Annotated in this window: 17 protein-coding genes and 2 pseudogenes; all 19 read right to left on the bottom strand. The window is 28.0% G+C overall.

The annotated features are described in order from the left end of the window. Positions 1-185: 185 nt before the first annotated feature. The 19 genes and pseudogenes from AB8B22_RS06440 to AB8B22_RS06530 all read right to left on the bottom strand — a co-directional run bounded on the left by AB8B22_RS06440 (position 186) and on the right by AB8B22_RS06530 (position 17,924). The gene (locus AB8B22_RS06440) at positions 186-1,418 is read right to left on the bottom strand and encodes a 3-deoxy-D-manno-octulosonic acid transferase (protein WP_369710498.1); all 1,233 of its coding nucleotides are present in this window, start codon (positions 1,416-1,418) and stop codon (positions 186-188) included. Between the two features lie 90 nt (positions 1,419-1,508). Then, positions 1,509-1,790 carry an HU family DNA-binding protein gene (locus tag AB8B22_RS06445; RefSeq protein ID WP_314080986.1) on the bottom strand — a complete coding sequence of 94 codons (282 nt, stop codon included), beginning with the start codon at positions 1,788-1,790 and terminating at the stop codon, positions 1,509-1,511. 152 nt (positions 1,791-1,942) lie between these two features. Then, positions 1,943-2,650, bottom strand: coding sequence for a (d)CMP kinase (gene cmk / locus AB8B22_RS06450; RefSeq protein ID WP_314080984.1), 708 nt, complete (start codon positions 2,648-2,650; stop codon positions 1,943-1,945). A 14-nt stretch (positions 2,651-2,664) separates the two neighbouring features. Next, a complete protein-coding gene (prmA, locus tag AB8B22_RS06455; RefSeq protein ID WP_369710499.1) occupies positions 2,665-3,597 on the bottom strand; it encodes a 50S ribosomal protein L11 methyltransferase in 933 nt (310 codons plus the stop codon). Between the two features lie 65 nt (positions 3,598-3,662). Continuing rightward, the gene (locus tag AB8B22_RS06460) at positions 3,663-4,442 is read right to left on the bottom strand and encodes a TIGR00282 family metallophosphoesterase (RefSeq protein WP_314080978.1); all 780 of its coding nucleotides are present in this window, start codon (positions 4,440-4,442) and stop codon (positions 3,663-3,665) included. 18 nt (positions 4,443-4,460) lie between these two features. Then, positions 4,461-4,937, bottom strand: a complete 477-nt coding sequence (locus AB8B22_RS06465) for a GNAT family N-acetyltransferase (protein ID WP_369710500.1) — start codon at positions 4,935-4,937, stop codon at positions 4,461-4,463. Between the two features lie 109 nt (positions 4,938-5,046). Next, positions 5,047-6,624: pseudogene (gene rny, locus AB8B22_RS06470) on the bottom strand (ribonuclease Y). 12 nt (positions 6,625-6,636) lie between these two features. Beyond that, a complete protein-coding gene (locus AB8B22_RS06475) occupies positions 6,637-7,038 on the bottom strand; it encodes a hypothetical protein (RefSeq protein WP_314080971.1) in 402 nt (133 codons plus the stop codon). A gap of 164 nt (positions 7,039-7,202) precedes the next feature. Beyond that, entirely contained in the window at positions 7,203-7,508 is a 306-nt protein-coding gene (locus AB8B22_RS06480) for a hypothetical protein (RefSeq protein ID WP_369710501.1), read from the bottom strand. A gap of 118 nt (positions 7,509-7,626) precedes the next feature. Further along, a complete protein-coding gene (gene rsmH, locus AB8B22_RS06485) occupies positions 7,627-8,553 on the bottom strand; it encodes a 16S rRNA (cytosine(1402)-N(4))-methyltransferase RsmH (RefSeq protein WP_369710502.1) in 927 nt (308 codons plus the stop codon). A 270-nt stretch (positions 8,554-8,823) separates the two neighbouring features. Beyond that, positions 8,824-9,390 carry a DJ-1 family glyoxalase III gene (locus tag AB8B22_RS06490; RefSeq protein WP_369710503.1) on the bottom strand — a complete coding sequence of 189 codons (567 nt, stop codon included), beginning with the start codon at positions 9,388-9,390 and terminating at the stop codon, positions 8,824-8,826. Positions 9,391-9,477: 87 nt separating this feature from the next. Continuing rightward, a complete protein-coding gene (gene ptsP / locus AB8B22_RS06495; RefSeq protein ID WP_369710504.1) occupies positions 9,478-11,184 on the bottom strand; it encodes a phosphoenolpyruvate--protein phosphotransferase in 1,707 nt (568 codons plus the stop codon). A gap of 55 nt (positions 11,185-11,239) precedes the next feature. Then, positions 11,240-11,785, bottom strand: a complete 546-nt coding sequence (locus AB8B22_RS06500) for an ankyrin repeat domain-containing protein (RefSeq protein WP_369710505.1) — start codon at positions 11,783-11,785, stop codon at positions 11,240-11,242. A 304-nt stretch (positions 11,786-12,089) separates the two neighbouring features. Continuing rightward, the gene (gene ftsH, locus AB8B22_RS06505) at positions 12,090-14,405 is read right to left on the bottom strand and encodes an ATP-dependent zinc metalloprotease FtsH (protein ID WP_369710506.1); all 2,316 of its coding nucleotides are present in this window, start codon (positions 14,403-14,405) and stop codon (positions 12,090-12,092) included. Beyond that, positions 14,378-14,548, bottom strand: coding sequence for a hypothetical protein (locus AB8B22_RS06510; RefSeq protein WP_369710507.1), 171 nt, complete (start codon positions 14,546-14,548; stop codon positions 14,378-14,380). The genes ftsH and AB8B22_RS06510 overlap by 28 nt, the downstream gene beginning before the upstream one ends. 60 nt (positions 14,549-14,608) lie before the next feature. After that, positions 14,609-14,713: pseudogene (locus AB8B22_RS06515) on the bottom strand (hypothetical protein); the annotation flags it as partial. Next, on the bottom strand, positions 14,674-15,777 hold the full coding sequence (gene tilS, locus AB8B22_RS06520) for a tRNA lysidine(34) synthetase TilS (protein ID WP_369710508.1): 1,104 nt from the start codon (positions 15,775-15,777) through the stop codon (positions 14,674-14,676). The gene tilS and the pseudogene AB8B22_RS06515, both read right to left, overlap by 40 nt. Positions 15,778-15,832: 55 nt before the next feature. Then, entirely contained in the window at positions 15,833-16,780 is a 948-nt protein-coding gene (gene mltG / locus AB8B22_RS06525) for an endolytic transglycosylase MltG (protein ID WP_094080233.1), read from the bottom strand. A gap of 136 nt (positions 16,781-16,916) precedes the next feature. Then, entirely contained in the window at positions 16,917-17,924 is a 1,008-nt protein-coding gene (locus tag AB8B22_RS06530) for a hypothetical protein (protein ID WP_094080232.1), read from the bottom strand. Positions 17,925-18,014 lie beyond the last annotated feature (90 nt).

The raw sequence follows: 18,014 nt of genomic DNA on the forward strand, positions 1-18,014 counted from the left end.
TTCTTTTTCGTTTATAATTTGACTTTTCTCGTAATTTTTTATTTTAAATTCATCATTTATTTTTTTATTTTTTCTCTTCTCTCAAGCTCTTCTTTTGACAAGATTTTTTTATTTTTTTCAGCTTTAATTTGTTTTTCTCTTAATTTATTTTCTCTTTTTTTATTATCCATAAATCACACTCCAAATCAAAATATTTCACTAATTATTTTATCTATCTCGTTATTTTTTTCAAAAAATTCTTTGGTATTTATTTTTTCTTCTTTTTTTAAATAATCAATAATTTTGTCTTCATTTTGCACAATTTCCACAAAATTAAGTTTTTTTGCATCATTTACAATTTCTTCGATATTTTGGAAATATTTCCCAATTATTGGCTTTCTTCCATAAAAAAGTGGCTCCAAAATCGAATGTCCACCAATATTTACAAGCGTTCCGCCGACAAATACAAAATCCGCCATTTGATAAAAATCTGTAAGAACTCCCATCTTATCCACAATAACTATCTCAGTTTTTTTTAGATTTTTCCAAACTTCAAAATCTGAAAGCAGTGAATAACTTTCTCGTGGAAACAATTTTAAAATTTCATCTTCCACTTTTTTTATCCGCTCCAAATGTCTAGGAACCAGCACAAGCTGATATTCATTTTTTTTATTTATTTTTTTTAAAACTTCAAGCCAAATTTTTTCTTCGCTTTCTCTCGTGCTTCCGCAAACTATTATTTTTTTATTTTTGTCCAAAATTTCTTCAAAATATTTATTTTTCTTTTCTTCAGAAAGAATGTCATATTTTATTGAATATTTTAAATTTTTAAAAACTTTTATTTTTTTATTTTTCATTTTTAAACTCTCGTATCTCAATGCATCTTTTTCGCTTTGCACCAAAATTTTTTTAGCTCTATTCAAACTTGAATTTATAAACCATCCAAATTTTTTGTAAGATTTCATTTTTTTATCGGTAAGTCTGCCATTTACAATAAACAATTCTCCAAACTTTTCCGCCAAATAATATAAATTAATCCAAATCTCAGTTTCTATAATAATTGTCTTTTTTATTTTATATTTTTTATAAATTTTTTTTAAAGCAAAAAAATCGTCAAGTGGAAAATACAAAATTTTCACATTTTTATTATTCCCATATTTTTTAGTAATCGCTGTAAAGCCTGTATTTGTCATAACTGAAATGACTATTTTTTTATTTCTTGATAAAATTTTTTCGATTAGTCCAACCGACAAGTTAAATTCTCCAACTGATGACAAATGAATTAAAATGGATTTCTCATCTTTTCCCCAAAAATTTTCATTTGAAATTTTTTGAAATAGTCGAGTTTTAAAAAATATAAGCAATTTTTTATTAAATAACGCCAATATCATTATGACTAAATATAAAAAAAATCTTATTAAATTATAAATTATTAACATATTTATCTTCTTCCATAAATTTTATTTATCAAATTAAGAAAAGACTATTTTTCAATGACAGCTGTCACATCAAAATAGCCTTTTTAAAAATTATTTAGCATTCGCTACATTATCAGCTAATTTTTTACCCACTTTGAATTTAACTACATTTTTTGCAGGTATTTGAATTTCTTCTTTAGTTTGAGGGTTAATTCCAGTTCTTGCCGCTCTTTCTTTTACTTCAAATGTTCCCCATCCAACAAATTGAACAGATTCACCTTTTACTAAAGCTTCTTCTACTGTTTCAAGAAATTGATTTACTAATTCTTCAGCTCTTTTTTTAGTTTCTCCTGTTGCTTTTGCATAAGCATCTACAAATTCTTTTTTTGACATTTTATCAAACCTCCAAATTTTATAATTGAATTTAATACTCACACTTTATTTCGTGTTTTTAAATTACTTAGTTATTATACACTATTTTCAATATTTGTCCAGTATTTTTTTTAATTTTTTTATTTTTTTTAAAATTTTAATTTAAAATTAATTTATTTAATTTTATTTTTCAAAATTTTTTCTATTTCTTCCTTAACTTCTTCGATTGTTTTAAAAGTTGTATCAATTTCAACTGCATCTTGCGCTTTTACCAACGGAGATTCCTTTCTTGTGGAATCAATTTTATCTCGCTCAACAATATTTTTATAAATTTCATCCAAAGTCACATCTTCATTTTTCAAAACCAGCTCTTTATAACGCCTTTTAGCTCTTTCCATCGCATCTGCCATTAAAAATATTTTCAATTCTGCATTCGGAAAAACAACCGTTCCAATATCACGACCGTCCAAAATAACATTTTCAGACTTTGAAAATTTTCTCTGCAAATCGACTAGCTTTTCTCTAACTTCCTTAATTTTAGCAATATTCGAAACATTTTCAGAAATTACAGGTTTTCTAATCTCATCGCTCACATCAATTTCATCTAAAAAAAATCTATTTTTTTTAATATCAATATTCAAATTTTCCAAAATTTTTTTCATATTTTGAATAATTTCAAAATCAGAATTATTATTTTTACTTTCAGATAAATTTATAATATTTTTTAACAAATTAAAGGAAACTTTCTCATTTAACGCTTTTAATGTAACAAGCCTATACATCGCTCCCGTATCCAAATACACAAAATCAAGCTCTTCTGCTAACTTTTTAGCAATCGTGCTTTTCCCGCTCCCAGCAGGTCCATCTATTGCAATTATCATCTTTTCTCCATTCCTTAACTATAAATTTTTTTATATTCAAAAACTAGAGATACCCAGTTATTTTTTTCATTTCTATCAATTTTTTTCAAATTATATTTTTCTGTTTCTTTCAAAAACATTTCTTCTTTTTCTTTCAAAATCCCAGAAAAAATAACTACTGCACCATCTTCCAAAGTTTTTTCAATATTTTTCAAAAGTTCTATCAAAACATCGACTAATATATTTGAAACTACCAAGTCATACTTTTCAGAAATATTGTCCACCAAATTTCCAATTATAACTTTATAATTATTTTCAATCTTATTTTTCTCAAAATTTTCATGGACAACTCTTTCAACTTTGTCATCAATATCAATTCCAGTAACTTTATGAACTCCCAACTTTTTAGCAATTAACATCAAAATTCCAGAGCCACACCCAACATCAAGCAAATTACTTTTGCCTTTTGAATATTTTTCCAAAAATTCTACACACAGTGAAGTCGTCTCGTGAGTTCCAGTCCCAAAAGCAAGTCCAGGATCAATTTCAACCACAATTTCTCCATCTTCTTCTTCATAATCATCCCAGCTTGGCTTAATTACAATATTTTCTGTTATATTTACCGTGTGAAAATATTTTTTCCATTCATCTTGCCAATCTTCATCAGAACATCGTGAAGTATAAATTTCTGACATAAAATTTTCGTCATCTTTTGAAATTTCATTTATATTATTATAAATCATATTTAATTTAGTCTTTGCAAACCTATTGTCAATAACATAGCCAATCATACTCCAAATATCGTTTTTATTTTTAAAATTTGCGCTGTAATCCAAAGAATTATCAGAAAAATAATCGACAAATTCCACCTGTTTTATCCCAACTTCTTCAAAAATATTAATTAATTTTGCTTTTGTTTCTTTCAAATTGTCTGAAAAATAATCAATTTTTACTTTTATCCATTTCATCTATTTTTATTTCCTCTTTTTTTTAAATTTTTTTATTTTTTTAATTTTTTATTTTTATTTATTTTTTAAATTTCATCATAACTCATATTTATTCTTTTAATCGCAACTGCTTTTCCAGTTTTTTCATTTACTTCCACTTCAATTCCGTTTATTTTAGGATTTTCCTTACAAACTGAATATCTGTTTGGCATTCCATCTTTAAATTTTTGAATGCTTTCTTTCTTATTCATTCCCAAAACTCCATCGTGTCCACCAGTCATTCCAACATCCGAGATAAAAGCTGTTCCTCCTGGTAAAATTCTCTCATCAGCAGTCTGTGTATGTGTGTGAGTTCCATATACAACAGATACCTTTCCAGTTAAATTCCATCCCATAGCTTGTTTTTCCGAAGTTGCTTCAGCATGAAAATCAAGTACGATTATATCTGTTTCTTTTTTTATTTCAGGCAAAATTTCTTCTATGGTTAAAAACGGACAGGCAATCGGTGGCATAAAAATTTTTCCTTGTGCATTGATAACTGCCACTTTTACTCCATTTTTTTCAACCATTGTATATCCATTTCCCGGAGCTTCCTTTGAAAAATTAATCGGTCTAATCAAATTTTTATGATTATTTATGTACGGATAAATTTCTTTTTTGTCCCAGCTATGATTTCCCAGCGTAATTACATCTGCTCCACGAGAAAAAATCTGTTCAGCTATTTTTATATTTATTCCAAATCCCCCAGCTGAGTTTTCTCCATTTACAATTATAAAATCATAATTTTTCTTTCTTTTTTCCAAAAATTTAAACAAAGTATTTCTTCCAGGCTCTCCAACTACATCTCCAATTATCAAAAATTTCATTCTATCTTCCTCTCAAATTTAAATTTGTTTTTCCATCAATGTTTTCAATGGCAAAAAACCTATTTTTTCATAAAATTTAAGTGCACTCTCGTTAAAATTCCAAACATCCAATGTAACACTAGTAAAATTATTTTCTTTTGCAAAATTTAGCACATATTCATACATTTTTTTTCCAATTCCACTATTTCTAATATTTTTATCCACACATAAATCATCAATATACAAAACTTTTCTGTCGCACAAACTTTTATCATTTTTCACTTCATGAAATACACAAAAACAATGTCCCAAAATATTATTATTTTCATCGGTTGCCACAAAGATTGGCTTTGTATCATCTTTTAATAATTTCTTTAATTCTTCGTCACTAAATTTCTTTTCGCCTTTTTTAAAAATATCAGGTCTGCCATTTACATGAACTCCATGGACTTGATATAAAAGTATATTTAATCCATCAATATCATCTTTATTAGCTCTTCTAATTTTTATTTTCACAAAATAAACCTCCTTAAAAAAAATTTATATTTTATAATATTCATTATTTTAGGAAAAAAACAAAAATTGTTATAAAAAAGACTGAAAACTAATTCAGTCTTTAATTTATCTATTTTGCATATTCTACCGCTCTAGTTTCTCTTATTACCGTTACTTTTATCTGTCCTGGATACTGCATTTTTTCTTCGATATCTTTTGCAACATCCCTTGCCAAAATTGTAGCTTTATCATCGTCAATATTGTCAGGATGAACAATTAATCTAAGTTCCCTTCCAGCCTGAATAGCGTACGAGCTTTCAATTCCTTCGTGACTATTTGCTATTTCTTCCAATTGCTCCAATCGTTTTAAATAATTGGACAATGTTTCCCTTCTAGCTCCTGGTCTTGACGCTGAAATTGAATCAGCTGCTTGAACTAATACTGCTTCTATACTCAACTGTTCAACTTCATTGTGATGAGCTTCCACCGCATTTATAACGATTTCACTCTCTCTAGAAAATTTTCTCAAAAATTCTCCACCGTTTAGTGCATGAGAACCTTCCTGCTCATGCGAAAACGCTTTTCCAATATCGTGAAGAAGAGCCGCTCTTTTAGCCACATCCACATTTGCTCCAATTTCTGCCGCAAGTGCAGCTGCAATATGAGCTACTTCTATTGAGTGCTGCAAAACATTTTGACCAAACGATGTTCTAAATTTCAATCTTCCAAACACTTTTAAGACTTCTCTTGGAAGAGTTGGAATTCCAACTTCTAAAATTGCCTGTTCTGCCGCATCTAATACACTTTCTTCCACTTCTAACTGCGCTTTTGCCACAACTTCTTCAATTTTTGTTGGGTGAATTCTTCCATCTGAAATCAATTTTTCTAGCGCGATTCTAGCAACTTCCCTTCTAACTCCGTCAAATGAAGAGAGGACAACAGCTTCTGGCGTATCATCAATTATCAAATCCACTCCAGTCACAGCTTCAATTGCTCTAATATTCCGACCTTCTCTTCCAATAATTCTACCTTTCATCTCTTCACTAGGTAGTTGAATTACAGAAATTGTTGAATCTACAACATAGTCAGCCGCAGCTTTTCCAATTGCAGTAGAAATTATTCTTTTAGAAATTCTATCTTTTTCTCTATCTAAATTATGCTCATAATCTCTTATTAACACTGCTTTATCATGATCCAATTCGTTTTCTAATTTTTCTAATATAATTTTTCTTGCATCATCTTGAGTAAGCTCTGAAATTCTCTCCAATTCTTTCTCCTGATTCACAATCATTTCATCTAAATCTTTTTCTTTTTTTGCAAGTCTGTCTTTATATTTTTCATTTCTTATTTCTTTTTCTTCCAGACGCTCCATTTTTGTTTCCAATGTCTCTTCTTTTTTGCAATTCTCTCTTCTTTAATAGCCAACTCTGATTTAATTTTTTTATTTCATCATCTGCTACTTTTTTTCGTTTAACAATTCTTCTTTTACTTTTAATGTCTCTTCTTTCTTAAAAGATTCAATTTCTATTTCAACTTCTCTTTTCGATGTTTCAAGTCTTCTTTTGACATCAACTATTCTTAGTTCAAGTTCACTTAGCTCTCCATATTTCTTTTTAAATACAGAACTTACCAAGAAATAAGCTATAAAAAAAACTAAAATAGAAAAAAGAAGAATTGATAAAACAAATACTACTATTGTTACACTCATTTTTCTCCTTTCTTATTTTTTTTCAGCTACATTTGAAATCTTCCAGCTCCCATCATCCATCTTTTTCCAAGTTATATTAAAATAATCACTTTCTGTGCCATAATTTACAGCCATGACACTAGTTGCTTTATTATTAGATTTTACTTTTGGTTCAGAAAAAATAAATGTTAATCTTGAAAGGTCGTATTCTTGTAATTTTTTTACAATAATATTATTTTTAAATGTAGTTAAAAAAATCTCTTTGATTTTATCGTATCTATTTGAGTTTGCATCTTTTTTAAAATTTGTTATAACATTTGTTATTTCATTATTAATTTCATTAATTTCAATTTGAGAAATATTTTTGTTATAGCCATTCAAAGATGTACAACTTACAAAAATTAACAAAATTATTAGACATAAACACTTTTTCATAGTTCTACCTCCAAAACTTCGCTTATTAATTTTATCATAATTTTTTTACTTATTCAAGTCTGAACAATCAATTTTTAAGAAAAAATTTATATAAAAAAGACACGCATTATTCAATTTAAAATCAAAATGCATATCTTTTATCTTTTATATTTTTTTGTTTTATCTTATTTTTTATTTTCTATTTTTATATACCTTATTGGATCATTGGGGACAAATCCATCTTCATATGCTTTTTTTTCTAATTTTTTTCTATCAATTCCATCATAAAACTTATTTTCTAAAGTTGAAACTTGCCTTCTTAAATCTTTCAATTCCTTATTTTTTGCCTTATACTGTCTATCTAAAGAACTAACACTGTTTACTGCTACAATTTTTATCGAAGCTACAATTACTGCAATTCCAATATAAATAGCGAATTTACTTATTACTGCTCTATCAAGTCCTGCAGTTTTTGAAAGTCTTTTGTTCATTTTTCTAGGAACTGTAATCTCTTTTTCTTTTTTTGTTTTGCAATTTTTCTAGCTGTATTAGTTATTTTAGGAACTTTCAACACTTGCATTTTTTTTTCTTTAGAAATATTACTCATTCCTACTTTTCTCTCCTTTCAAAAATTCTTAATTTAGCTGAATGCGCTCTCTTATTTTCTTTCAATTCAATTTCCTTTGCTACGATAGGCTTTTTTGTGATAACTTTTCCCAAACTTTTTTTTCCACACACACAAATTGGTATATCCTTTGGACAAGTACAAGGATTTTCATACTCTCTGAATTTTTCTTTAACTATTCTGTCTTCCAGCGAATGAAATGTTATTACCAAAAGCTTTCCGTTGTCATTTAACAAATTAACAGCTTTATCCAAAGTCTGTGTCAAAACTTCTAATTCTTTGTTTACAAAAATTCTTATTGCCTGAAAAGTTCTTTTTGCAGGATGCCTTTTCATACTTTTTCCTATTGATTTTATCACAATGTCAGCTAATTCTGTCGTAGTTTCGATTTTTTTATCTTTACGATATTCCACTATATTTCTAGCAATTTTCCTAGATTTTGGCTCTTCCCCATACTTATAAATTATATCCGCTATTTCTTTTTCAGAAAAAGTATTTACAACATCATAAGCACTTAATTTTAGAGATTTATCCATTCTCATATCAAGCTCTGCACAAAATCTGTAAGAAAAACCTCTCTTCGCATTATCCAGCTGATTTGAAGAAACTCCAATATCCATAAGTATTCTATCAACTTTTTCAAATCCTGCTAAATAAACAACTGTGTCTATATTTTTAAAATTATCCTGAAATACTGTAAAATTATCATAATTTTCCAATCTTTTTTTTGCAAATTCAATTGCTTCAATATCTTGATCTATTGCAATAACTTTTGAATTCTTTGAAGAGTTTTCAAGAATACCTTGTGTATGACCTCCGCCACCAAGTGTGCAGTCAACATAAACTATATCTTTATCCGTTACAATATTTCCAATAACTTCATCATATAGCACTGGTTTATGATATTCCATAAAACTTTTCCTCCCTCAATTTTACACTTTTAAATTAATCTAATTTACAAATTATTACAATAATACTATAATTATTGTATTATACTACAAGTTCATTATATTCTTATTTGAAGTAATAAATAAATGTATTAATTTTTATTTTTAGAATGTATTAAAATTCAAAATTATAATAAGCAATTTAGCTAATTGTACTTTAAATTTTGTTTTATGTCAAGATTTTTTTACTTTTTTCAATGAGTTCTTTTGATTTTTTATAAATATTTTATCTTTTTACTTTTTTGAATAAACTATTTCATCTTTAATTTCTTTCGATTTTTTGCTGCCTAAAAGCTGTGAAATAATTTCAAGTGCAAAATCTATAGCTGTTCCCGCACTTCTGCTAGTTACAATATTTCCATCTACAACAACCCTTTCACGAGTTAAAATAGGTTTTCCTTCTAATAAGCCATTTTCACAAGCTGGAAAACAAATAGCTTTTTTATTTTCTAAAATTCCTAATTTTGATAAAATCAACGGAGCCGCACAAATTGCACCAATTTTTTTGTTTTTAGTATCTTTAGAAAATTCCAAAACTTTATCTAAAAGCAACTGCGATTTGAAATAATTTTCGTGCCCTGGTCCTCCCGGCAAAATTAACATATCATATTTGTCAAAGTTAATTTCATTTATAACTTTATCTGCGACCACTTTAACTTTTCTTGCGCTTGTCACTAAACTTTCATCTGTTAATGAAACTGTATCTACTTCAATTTCAGCTCTTCTAAGTAAATCAATCGGAGCGATTGCTTCCACTTCTTCAAATCCATCTGCCAAAAAAACTGCAACTTTTTTACTCATAATATTTTCCTCTTTTCTATTTTAATCTTTTTATTTTTCATGAAAAATAATGAAAAAGAGCTAAAAAATAGCCCTTTTTTATTTATTTTATTTCAATTTTTCAATTACATCTTCAGGTGTATCCTGTTTTAAAATTAAATCTCTATACTTTTGCGCATCCACATAATTACTATTTCTAATTATTTTTTTAACTGTAAGTCCTGATGAAGCACTCATACTAAATGAATCAAGTCCCATTCCTAAAAGTAATCTAGTCGCTCTTTTATCTCCTGCGAACTCTCCACACATACTTACACTAATCCCTGCATGATGTGCAGCATCAATTACTTTTTGAATAGCTTCCAAGACAGCTGGGTTAAACGAATTGTATAAACTAGATACCAATTCATTTCCTCTGTCTACTGCCAAGAAATATTGAGTCAAATCGTTAGTTCCAATTGAGAAGAAATCAACTTCTTTGGCAAATTTATAAGCAACTATTGCAGTTGAAGGAGTTTCCACCATAATTCCAACTTTTATATTTCTATCATAAATTTTACCAATTTCATCTAATTCTTTTTTACATTCTTCTAAAATAGCATTAGCTTTTCTAATTTCATTTATAGAACTTATCATTGGGTACATAATTTTAATTTGACCATATTGAGAAGCTCTTAAAATAGCTCTTAGTTGAGTCTTAAACATATCTTTATTTTCTAGTGATATTCTGATTGCTCTGTATCCTAGGAACGGGTTCATTTCTTTTGGTAAATCTAAATAAGGTAACTCCTTATCTCCACCTATATCCATTGTTCTTATTGTGACAGGTTTTCCTTGCATTTTTTCAGCTACTACTCTATATGCTTGATATTGTTCTTCTTCTGTTGGAAAATGATCAGAATTCATAAACAAAAATTCTGTTCTATATAATCCAATTCCTGTTGCTCCTGATTCGATTACTGCATCAACATCGTTAGGACTTCCAATATTTCCCCAAATGTCTACTTTTCTTCCATCTAATGTGACTGCTTCTTCATGAATTAATTTTTTAAGTTCTTCTTTTTCTACTCTAATTTTTTCTTGTTTTATTTTATATTCTTCAACTAATTTTTCAGTTGGTTCTAGGAAAATTTCTCCTGTTTCTCCATCCATTATGACTAATTCTCCGTCTTTAACTTCTCCTAAAACACCTTTTACTCCAACTACTGCGGGTAATTCAAGAGATCTAGCCATTATAGCCGAATGAGCTGTCTTTCCTCCAATTTCTGTAATAAATCCGACACAATTTTCCAAATCTAGTTGAGCTGTATCTGACGGTGTCAAATCTTTAGTAACAACGATTGTATTTGGTTCTAAATTACTAAAATCATTAATTTTAATTTCCAATAGATTTTTTAACCATCTTTTTCCTATATCTTGTAAATCAGCTGCCCTCTCTCTCAAATAAGGATCGTCTAACTGAGAAATCATTTCACAATATTCGTCAAGTCCTTCTCTTAGAGCTCTTGCTGCTGGTAATTTATCACCTGTTATTTTAGCTTCCACTTCTTCAATCAAATCTTCATCTTCAAGAAGCATAATATGACCATCAAAAATTGCAGCTTTATCCTCACCCATTTTTTCTTTTACTTTTTCTCTGATTGCAATTAATTGAGTCTTTGACTTTTTCAATCCATTTTCCAATTTTGCCAATTCTCCTTCAATAGTTGAATTAGCGTCTATCTCTTGAGGAATAACTATATTTCCCTCTACAAAAAGTAATACTTTTCCTATTGATACTCCTTCAGAAGCACCAATTCCTGTCAATCTTTTCATTTTTTTCTCCTTATGTATAAATTTTATTATAAATAACATTTTTTGATAATATTTACTAATATTTTCTATTAGCCTTTACATTATCACGAAACAATTTAACAATTTGACCTTTTCCAAAATCTGTTGCCATATCCATTGCGGTTCCTCCATTGTAATCTTTTAACTGAGGATTTGCACCATTTTTTAATAAAACTTTGATTATATCAATATTTGCTTTTAATGTTGCATCTTGTAGTGCAGTCCATCCATCAATTCCACTTTGTTCATTTATTAATTTTGGATTAGCAGAAAGTAACATTTCTACAGCTTTTTCATTTTCATAATAACACGCCACATTTAGCACACTTCTTTTAAAAAGTGGATGTTTTTCTCTCAAGTTTGCACCATTTTTTATAAGATATTCTAAAATTTCATTATTTTGAGATTCTATTGCCACGATAATGGGTGTATATCCTTTTTCATCTCTAGCATTTACATCTATCAATGTACCGTCAATTCCAAAAATTTCAAAAACATTTATTGCAACTCCATATTTTCCATTACCAGGAGTATTTTGTTCAATTGCTTCTTTTCTTCTGTCAATATTTTCCTTGGTCAACAAAGAAAATTTTACAAAGTTGTTATTGTGTTGTCTAATAGCTTTAAATAAAGCACTTAATCTATTTTCTCGCTTTTTTGAATCACTAATTTCATTTATTTTTCTTGAACTTTCCCTTTTGTAATCATAAATTGACGAAAATGAAAAAAATTAGTCATTAGAATACCTACTAAAACACTTTTTAAAGAAAAAATTTCATTTCTATACCTCACTTTATAATTATACCATATGATTTTCAAAAATCAAATTTTTTTAAAAAAATAGAAAAATAACATTACGTCATCTTTCCATTTTTTTTAATGCTTAATTATTCCATAAAACTTGGCAATTTAAAATTATTTTTTTTCTTTTTCCCATTTGAAAAACTATCATCATTGTCTTTTTTAGAACTTCCAAAATCATCAGTTTCATCATCGCCACTATCATTATTTTCATCTTCATTCTGTTTCTCATCTTCAGCATTTTCTTTCTGGTTATCCTTTTCGTCGTCGTCATTATTATCTTCATCTCTAGTAAAAAAATCATCTTTTCTCAATTTTTCTTCCAAAGTTTCGCCATCGTTTGTCAACTCTTTTACAGTTTCCTCAAGTTTTTCAATTTCAGATTTTTCTTTCGATTCTCCAAATTTAGCATCAAAATCATCTTCTAAATTTTTTTCATCTACAACCAAAGTTTCTTCTTTATCTTCTTTTTTATTTCCAAATTCTTTTTCTAAAATTTCCTCAAAAGTTTCACCTTTGATAATTCTTCTAACTTCATCTCCAGTAATTGTTTCTTTTTTAAGAAGAAGTTGAGCGACACCTTCCAATATATGCATATTTTCTTGTAATGTATTAAATGTATTCAAATATTCATCCATCAAAATTTTTCTAACTTCCAAATCAATTTCTCTCATTGTTTCATCACTTTTATTTGTCATAAATGCAAATTCATCATCTGGATTTTCAAGATTTATAGGTCCAAATTTTTTGCTCATTCCAACGCTTTCCACATACATTCTGGCAACTCTTGTAGCTCTTTTGATATCCGAATAAGCACCTGTGCTTACATCATCTAGTACAAGTTCTTCTGCAGCTCTCCCACCAAATAAAACTTTTATTTCCGCAAGTAATTCCTTACTTGAAGTAACCAATTTTTCTTCTGGAAGCGGCATCATAAATCCTCCAGCTTCACCTCTTGGAATAATTGTCACTTTGTGAACTGGATCCGCTCCATCAGTTAGTTCTGTCATCACAGCATGTCCTGCTTCGTGATATGCAAGTAATTTTTTCTCTTCAGGTTTTATTATTTTTCCTTTTTGACCAAGTCCCATTCCAATTTTATCCACAGCTTCATCTAAATCTGCCATTGTAATTGTGTCAGCAGCACGACGAGCCGCTAAAATTGCTGCTTCATTTAATAAGTTTGCTAAATCTGCTCCAACAAATCCAGGAGTTATTTTTGCAATATCTTCTAAATTTACATCACTAGCTAATTTTTTATTTTTTGAATGAACTTTTAAAATTGCAATTCTTCCTTGTAAATCAGGTGCATCAACTGTAATTCTTCTATCAAATCTTCCCGCTCTTAAAAGTGCAGAATCTAGTACATCTTCACGGTTTGTTGCAGCAAGTACAATTACTTTTGTATCTGTATCAAATCCATCCATTTCAACTAACAACTGATTTAATGTCTGCTCTCTTTCATCGTTGCTTCCACTATTTTTTCCCGCACTTCTTTTTCGTCCGATTGCATCAATTTCATCTATAAAAATTATTGATGGACTAGATTCTTTTGCTTTTTCAAACAAATCTCTCACACGAGAAGCTCCAACTCCGACAAACATTTCCACAAATTCCGAACCCGAAATGCTAAAAAACGAAGCTCCAGATTCCCCAGCAACAGCTTTTGCAAGTAATGTCTTTCCAGTTCCAGGTCTTCCAAGTAAAAGCACACCTTTTGGAACTCTAGCTCCAGCTTTTGTATATTTGTCAGGATTTTTCAAAAAATCGACAACTTCTTTTAATTCCTCTTTGGCACCGTCAACTCCTGCAACATCTTCAAATTTTACATCAGGTTTTTTGTCAATTTTATTCACACGAGATTTTCCAAATCCAAAAATATTTCCAGGTCCACCTTGACCACCACCGCTCATCTTTTTAGCCAAATAAACCATAAGTCCAATCATTATAATAAGCGGAAGTGCATTTAAAAGTATTGCTAAAAAGTATCCGCCACCTGATGGAGGCATTGAATTCAATTTTACATTTTTTGCTTCAACAGCGTTAATTATTTGCGGCTCATTCCCCACACGATCAGTAATTTTTTTAGTATAAAAAAGAATATCTTTTCCAGTAACTCTACCTTTTGCAACCAATTTGTCATCTTTTTCATCAATTTCCTTAAATTCTCCTCTTCTAGTTCTGTCTAAAAATTCGGAATACGATACATTTTTCTTTTCTTGGAAATAACTTTGAATATCTCTTTGAAACAAAAATGTAAATAAAGACAGTAAAACTACAAGTAAAACAAATAAAAAACCAGAAAACGGCGAATTTTCATTCCCTTGCTTATTTTTTCTGTTGTTGTCTTTTCTCAATTCTTCCAATCTTTTCTTTATGTCATTTTTATCTCTGTCTGCCATTTCTTCCTCCCAATTACTAATATTTTATTACTATTTTTAAAATTTTTTATATCAGTTTTAAAAATTTTTTTTACAAATTTTGAAAATTTTATATCTGAAACTGTTAAAATAATATTTTCTTTCTTTTCATCTTCAAAAACCAATTCTACAATTGGAACAAAATCTCTCTCACTTTTCGATATTTTTTTATCTATTAAAATTTTTTTTATTTTTTTTTGACCTAAATTTCTAAGCCAAATTCTGTCGCCATTTTCCCTGTTCCTTACAATTATTTTACTTTTATCACTCGCAAAATTGTCTTCAAAAATAAGAAATGTGTACTTAAAATCCTTTTTTCAACAAAAAAATTATCAAATTCCAATATATTTTCAAAAAAACTTATTGTCTTGGAATTATACCACTCTATACTTTGATTTTTCTTTATAATTTCAAATTTCTTTTGATTTTTTAAATTTTTTTCCTCATTTTCAACAATTTTATAGCCGAAATAATTTTTTTTCAAAATTTTATTTTTTCCCAAATTAAATTCTTTTTCTCCATCATTTTTTAAATTTCCAAAATTATCGAAAAGAGAATAAAAAATTTGGTCAATTTTTTTTCTTGAAATTTCCACATCATTTTCATTCAAAAATTTGACGAACTCATCTTTTTTTTTATTTTTTACATTAATTTTGCCAAATTTATTTTCCCGCTCATTGATTTCCAAAATCAAGTCATTCACTTTATTTTTAAAATTTTTATTTATTTTTGAAAACATTGGAAAAACTTCATTCCTTATGTAATTTCTTGAATAGTTGCTCTCATTATTTGTATAATCAACTATATAATTTTGGTCAATTTTTTTCAAATAATTTAAAATCTCTATTTTTTCAAACTGTAAAATCGGTCTTATAATATTTTCTCTTTTGGCAGGAATCCCTTTTAACCCCTTTACCGAAGTCCCTCTTAAAAGTCTAAAAACAAGTGTTTCCACATTGTCGTCCAAATTGTGTCCAGTTGCAATTTTGTCAAAATTTAACTCTCTTAATTTTTCATTCAAAACTTTGTATCGCAACTCTCTTGCACCGAGTTCAACTGATTTTTTATTTTTCTTACAATATTCCAAAACATTCAGATTTTCAATAAAAATTTTAACTTTATTTTCTTTGGAAAAATTTTCTACAAATTCTAAATCATTTTCTACATCATCTCGCAAATTGTGATTTACATAAATCAAAGAAATTTTAAGCTCATATTCTTTTTTTAAAAAACTTAATAAAAAAAATAAAAATACAGAATCAGGTCCACCTGAAAAAGCGATTAAAATTTTATCTCTTTTTTTTATTAACTCACTTTTTCTCAAATCTCTTATCTTTTCTTTGAAATTATTCATTTATTTTTTTCCAACTTTCACTTTTTGATTTCTTTTTTATTTTTTTATCTTTTTCTTATTTCATTTGCCCACTTTCTTTTCTTTTTTGTAGATGTTCTTCATGAGTTTTAGAATAATAGGTTTTTCCGTCATGTGTGAAAAAGAATAAATTGTCAGTTATTTCAGCGTTTTCAACTGCTTCAAAAGTTTCGTATGGCGGATTTCCAATTGGAGTTGGCGGAAGTCCAGAAAATCTATAAGAGTTGTAGGGCGACATATTTGCCTTTAATTCACCACTTTTAGCCTGTCTTCGCAAGACATATTTTAGGGTTGCGTCAGATTCCAATCTCATTCCAATTTGAAGTCGTTTTAAAAATATTCCAGCAACCTTTGGCTTATCTTCCCTATCCGAAACTTCTGCTTCAACTATTGAAGCCAATTTCAGATTGTCATAAAATTTTTGTTTATCTGGATATTTTTCAGGCGGGAATCTTCTAAGAAATTCTTTTAATACAGTTTCTAAGACTTCTTTAGTTGTAACAGTTTCCGCAAAAATATATGTTTCTGGATAAAAGTATCCTTCAAAATTGTTATCTTTATGTGGATATGGAAACTTTATTTCCGCAAGATTTTTTTTGATTTCTTCTTCTGTTCCAAGTCCAAGTGCATTCATTCTCTCAAAAACTTGTTTTGAAGTAAACCCTTCAGGAATAGTAAGCCTTATACCACTAATTTCACTTCTTTTAATTTTTCTTATAACTTCATATTTGGAAAGTTTTCCATCAAAACGATAAACACCTATTTTTAAATTATTTCTTCCACTTAACTTTAAATATATTCTATCTAAAATACCGTAATTTAACTTTAAATTTTTATAAATTTGACTAAAAGTAGTACCTCTTTTTACATCAATATTTACATTTTTGTATTCTCTTTTTGAAACAAAAAAACTGTAAAAAAATATTAAAAACAGAAATAACAATATAGACAAAAATATATTAAAAAGTTTTATTGTATTTTTCATATTTTTTTCTCCTATTTCATTAAATTTTATTTTCTTAAAATTTTTCATAATTTATTTATAAAAAAACAAAAATTTATTATTTATCTAAAAAATTTTTTTAATAAATATTTATAAATATTTTTAATTTAGCAAGAAATTATTTTTTTATTTCACTTCCATCTTTTATTTCAATAGCTTTCACTCCATCCAACTTATTATTTGGATCTTTCGGATTTTTTTTAAGATCCTTTCGCTCTTTTTCTTTTGCCTTCCAATACCCTTTTGTGTCAATTTGAAAAACACTTGATGGATCTTTTTTTAACTGCTCTTCCAACTGACTTGTTCTTTGTCTTAGCGCCTCTTTTTTTCTATTTTCTTCAGTCTGTTCCAAGCCAAATATTTTTGTATCATAATAAACATTTATTAAATCATTCCTGCTTTGCAAAAAATCTTCAAACTCATTCAATTCCTCCCCTTCAAGCGAAATTTTATTATTATTCGGATAGCGGGATAAGACTCGAGTTACTCCGTCAGCAAATTCTATAATCATATATCTGTAATTTTTATCAAAAAATAAAATTTGATTTTGAAAATGTTTAAAATATTTTTTTTCAATATCTAAATAAACATTTCCTTTTGCTTCTTCAATCCAAGCCCTCTTTATATCCTCTGACCAAATATTACTTTGAGGATCCAAATAGCTTTTAGACAATCTATAGCCATCTTGTTCCTGTTTAAAGTTATAAGTTATATTTTGAAAATCTTTTTCTTGCGGATCACTTGTCTTTATCACATACCAAGCACCATAACTTTTCTCAACTTTAAATTTCAGTAGTGGATTGACCTTCAAATCAATTTTTTTTATAAATTTTTCCAATCTATTCAATTTATCCGATTTTTCCTTTTTTATATCCTCTTCATCTTCCCGAATCTGATCTAAGTAAATAAGCTCCCCATCTTCAGGCTCACGATTCAAATCATCATCAGGATAATTTTCATCATCATTATCATTTTTTCTGTAATTTTCATCTCTATTAATTATAATATCAACATCTATGACACCATCCTTAAAATTTTGCTTGTCGATTTCGGACTTTTGTTTCGGTATTGTTATCGTTGAAATTATAAAAAACAAAAGTAATTTATATATTTTATTTTTTTTCAAGATATTCACCTTTTTATTTCAATTTTTATTAATTATAGCATATATTTTTAATTTTTGATAGAAAAAAAGTTTTTATACAGATAAATAAAA

Origin of the sequence: Leptotrichia rugosa (assembly GCF_041200005.1) — a bacterium.
Lineage (GTDB): Bacteria > Fusobacteriota > Fusobacteriia > Fusobacteriales > Leptotrichiaceae > Leptotrichia > Leptotrichia rugosa.

Bases quoted from the DNA above. Each gene is read 5' to 3' on its own strand.
- cmk (WP_314080984.1), bottom strand. From the start codon at position 2,650: ATGATAATTGCAATAGATGGACCTGCTGGGAGCGGGAAAAGCACGATT.
- AB8B22_RS06475 (WP_314080971.1), bottom strand. From the start codon at position 7,038: ATGAAAAAGTGTTTATGTCTAATAATTTTGTTAATTTTTGTAAGTTGT.
- ptsP (WP_369710504.1), bottom strand. From the start codon at position 11,184: ATGAAAAGATTGACAGGAATTGGTGCTTCTGAAGGAGTATCAATAGGA.
- AB8B22_RS06460 (WP_314080978.1), bottom strand. From the start codon at position 4,442: ATGAAATTTTTGATAATTGGAGATGTAGTTGGAGAGCCTGGAAGAAAT.
- AB8B22_RS06440 (WP_369710498.1), bottom strand. From the start codon at position 1,418: ATGTTAATAATTTATAATTTAATAAGATTTTTTTTATATTTAGTCATA.
- mltG (WP_094080233.1), bottom strand. From the start codon at position 16,780: ATGAAAAATACAATAAAACTTTTTAATATATTTTTGTCTATATTGTTA.
- rsmH (WP_369710502.1), bottom strand. From the start codon at position 8,553: ATGGAATATCATAAACCAGTGCTATATGATGAAGTTATTGGAAATATT.
- AB8B22_RS06480 (WP_369710501.1), bottom strand. From the start codon at position 7,508: ATGAACAAAAGACTTTCAAAAACTGCAGGACTTGATAGAGCAGTAATA.
- AB8B22_RS06445 (WP_314080986.1), bottom strand. From the start codon at position 1,790: ATGTCAAAAAAAGAATTTGTAGATGCTTATGCAAAAGCAACAGGAGAA.
- prmA (WP_369710499.1), bottom strand. From the start codon at position 3,597: ATGAAATGGATAAAAGTAAAAATTGATTATTTTTCAGACAATTTGAAA.
- AB8B22_RS06490 (WP_369710503.1), bottom strand. From the start codon at position 9,390: ATGAGTAAAAAAGTTGCAGTTTTTTTGGCAGATGGATTTGAAGAAGTG.
- ftsH (WP_369710506.1), bottom strand. From the start codon at position 14,405: ATGGCAGACAGAGATAAAAATGACATAAAGAAAAGATTGGAAGAATTG.
- tilS (WP_369710508.1), bottom strand. From the start codon at position 15,777: ATGAATAATTTCAAAGAAAAGATAAGAGATTTGAGAAAAAGTGAGTTA.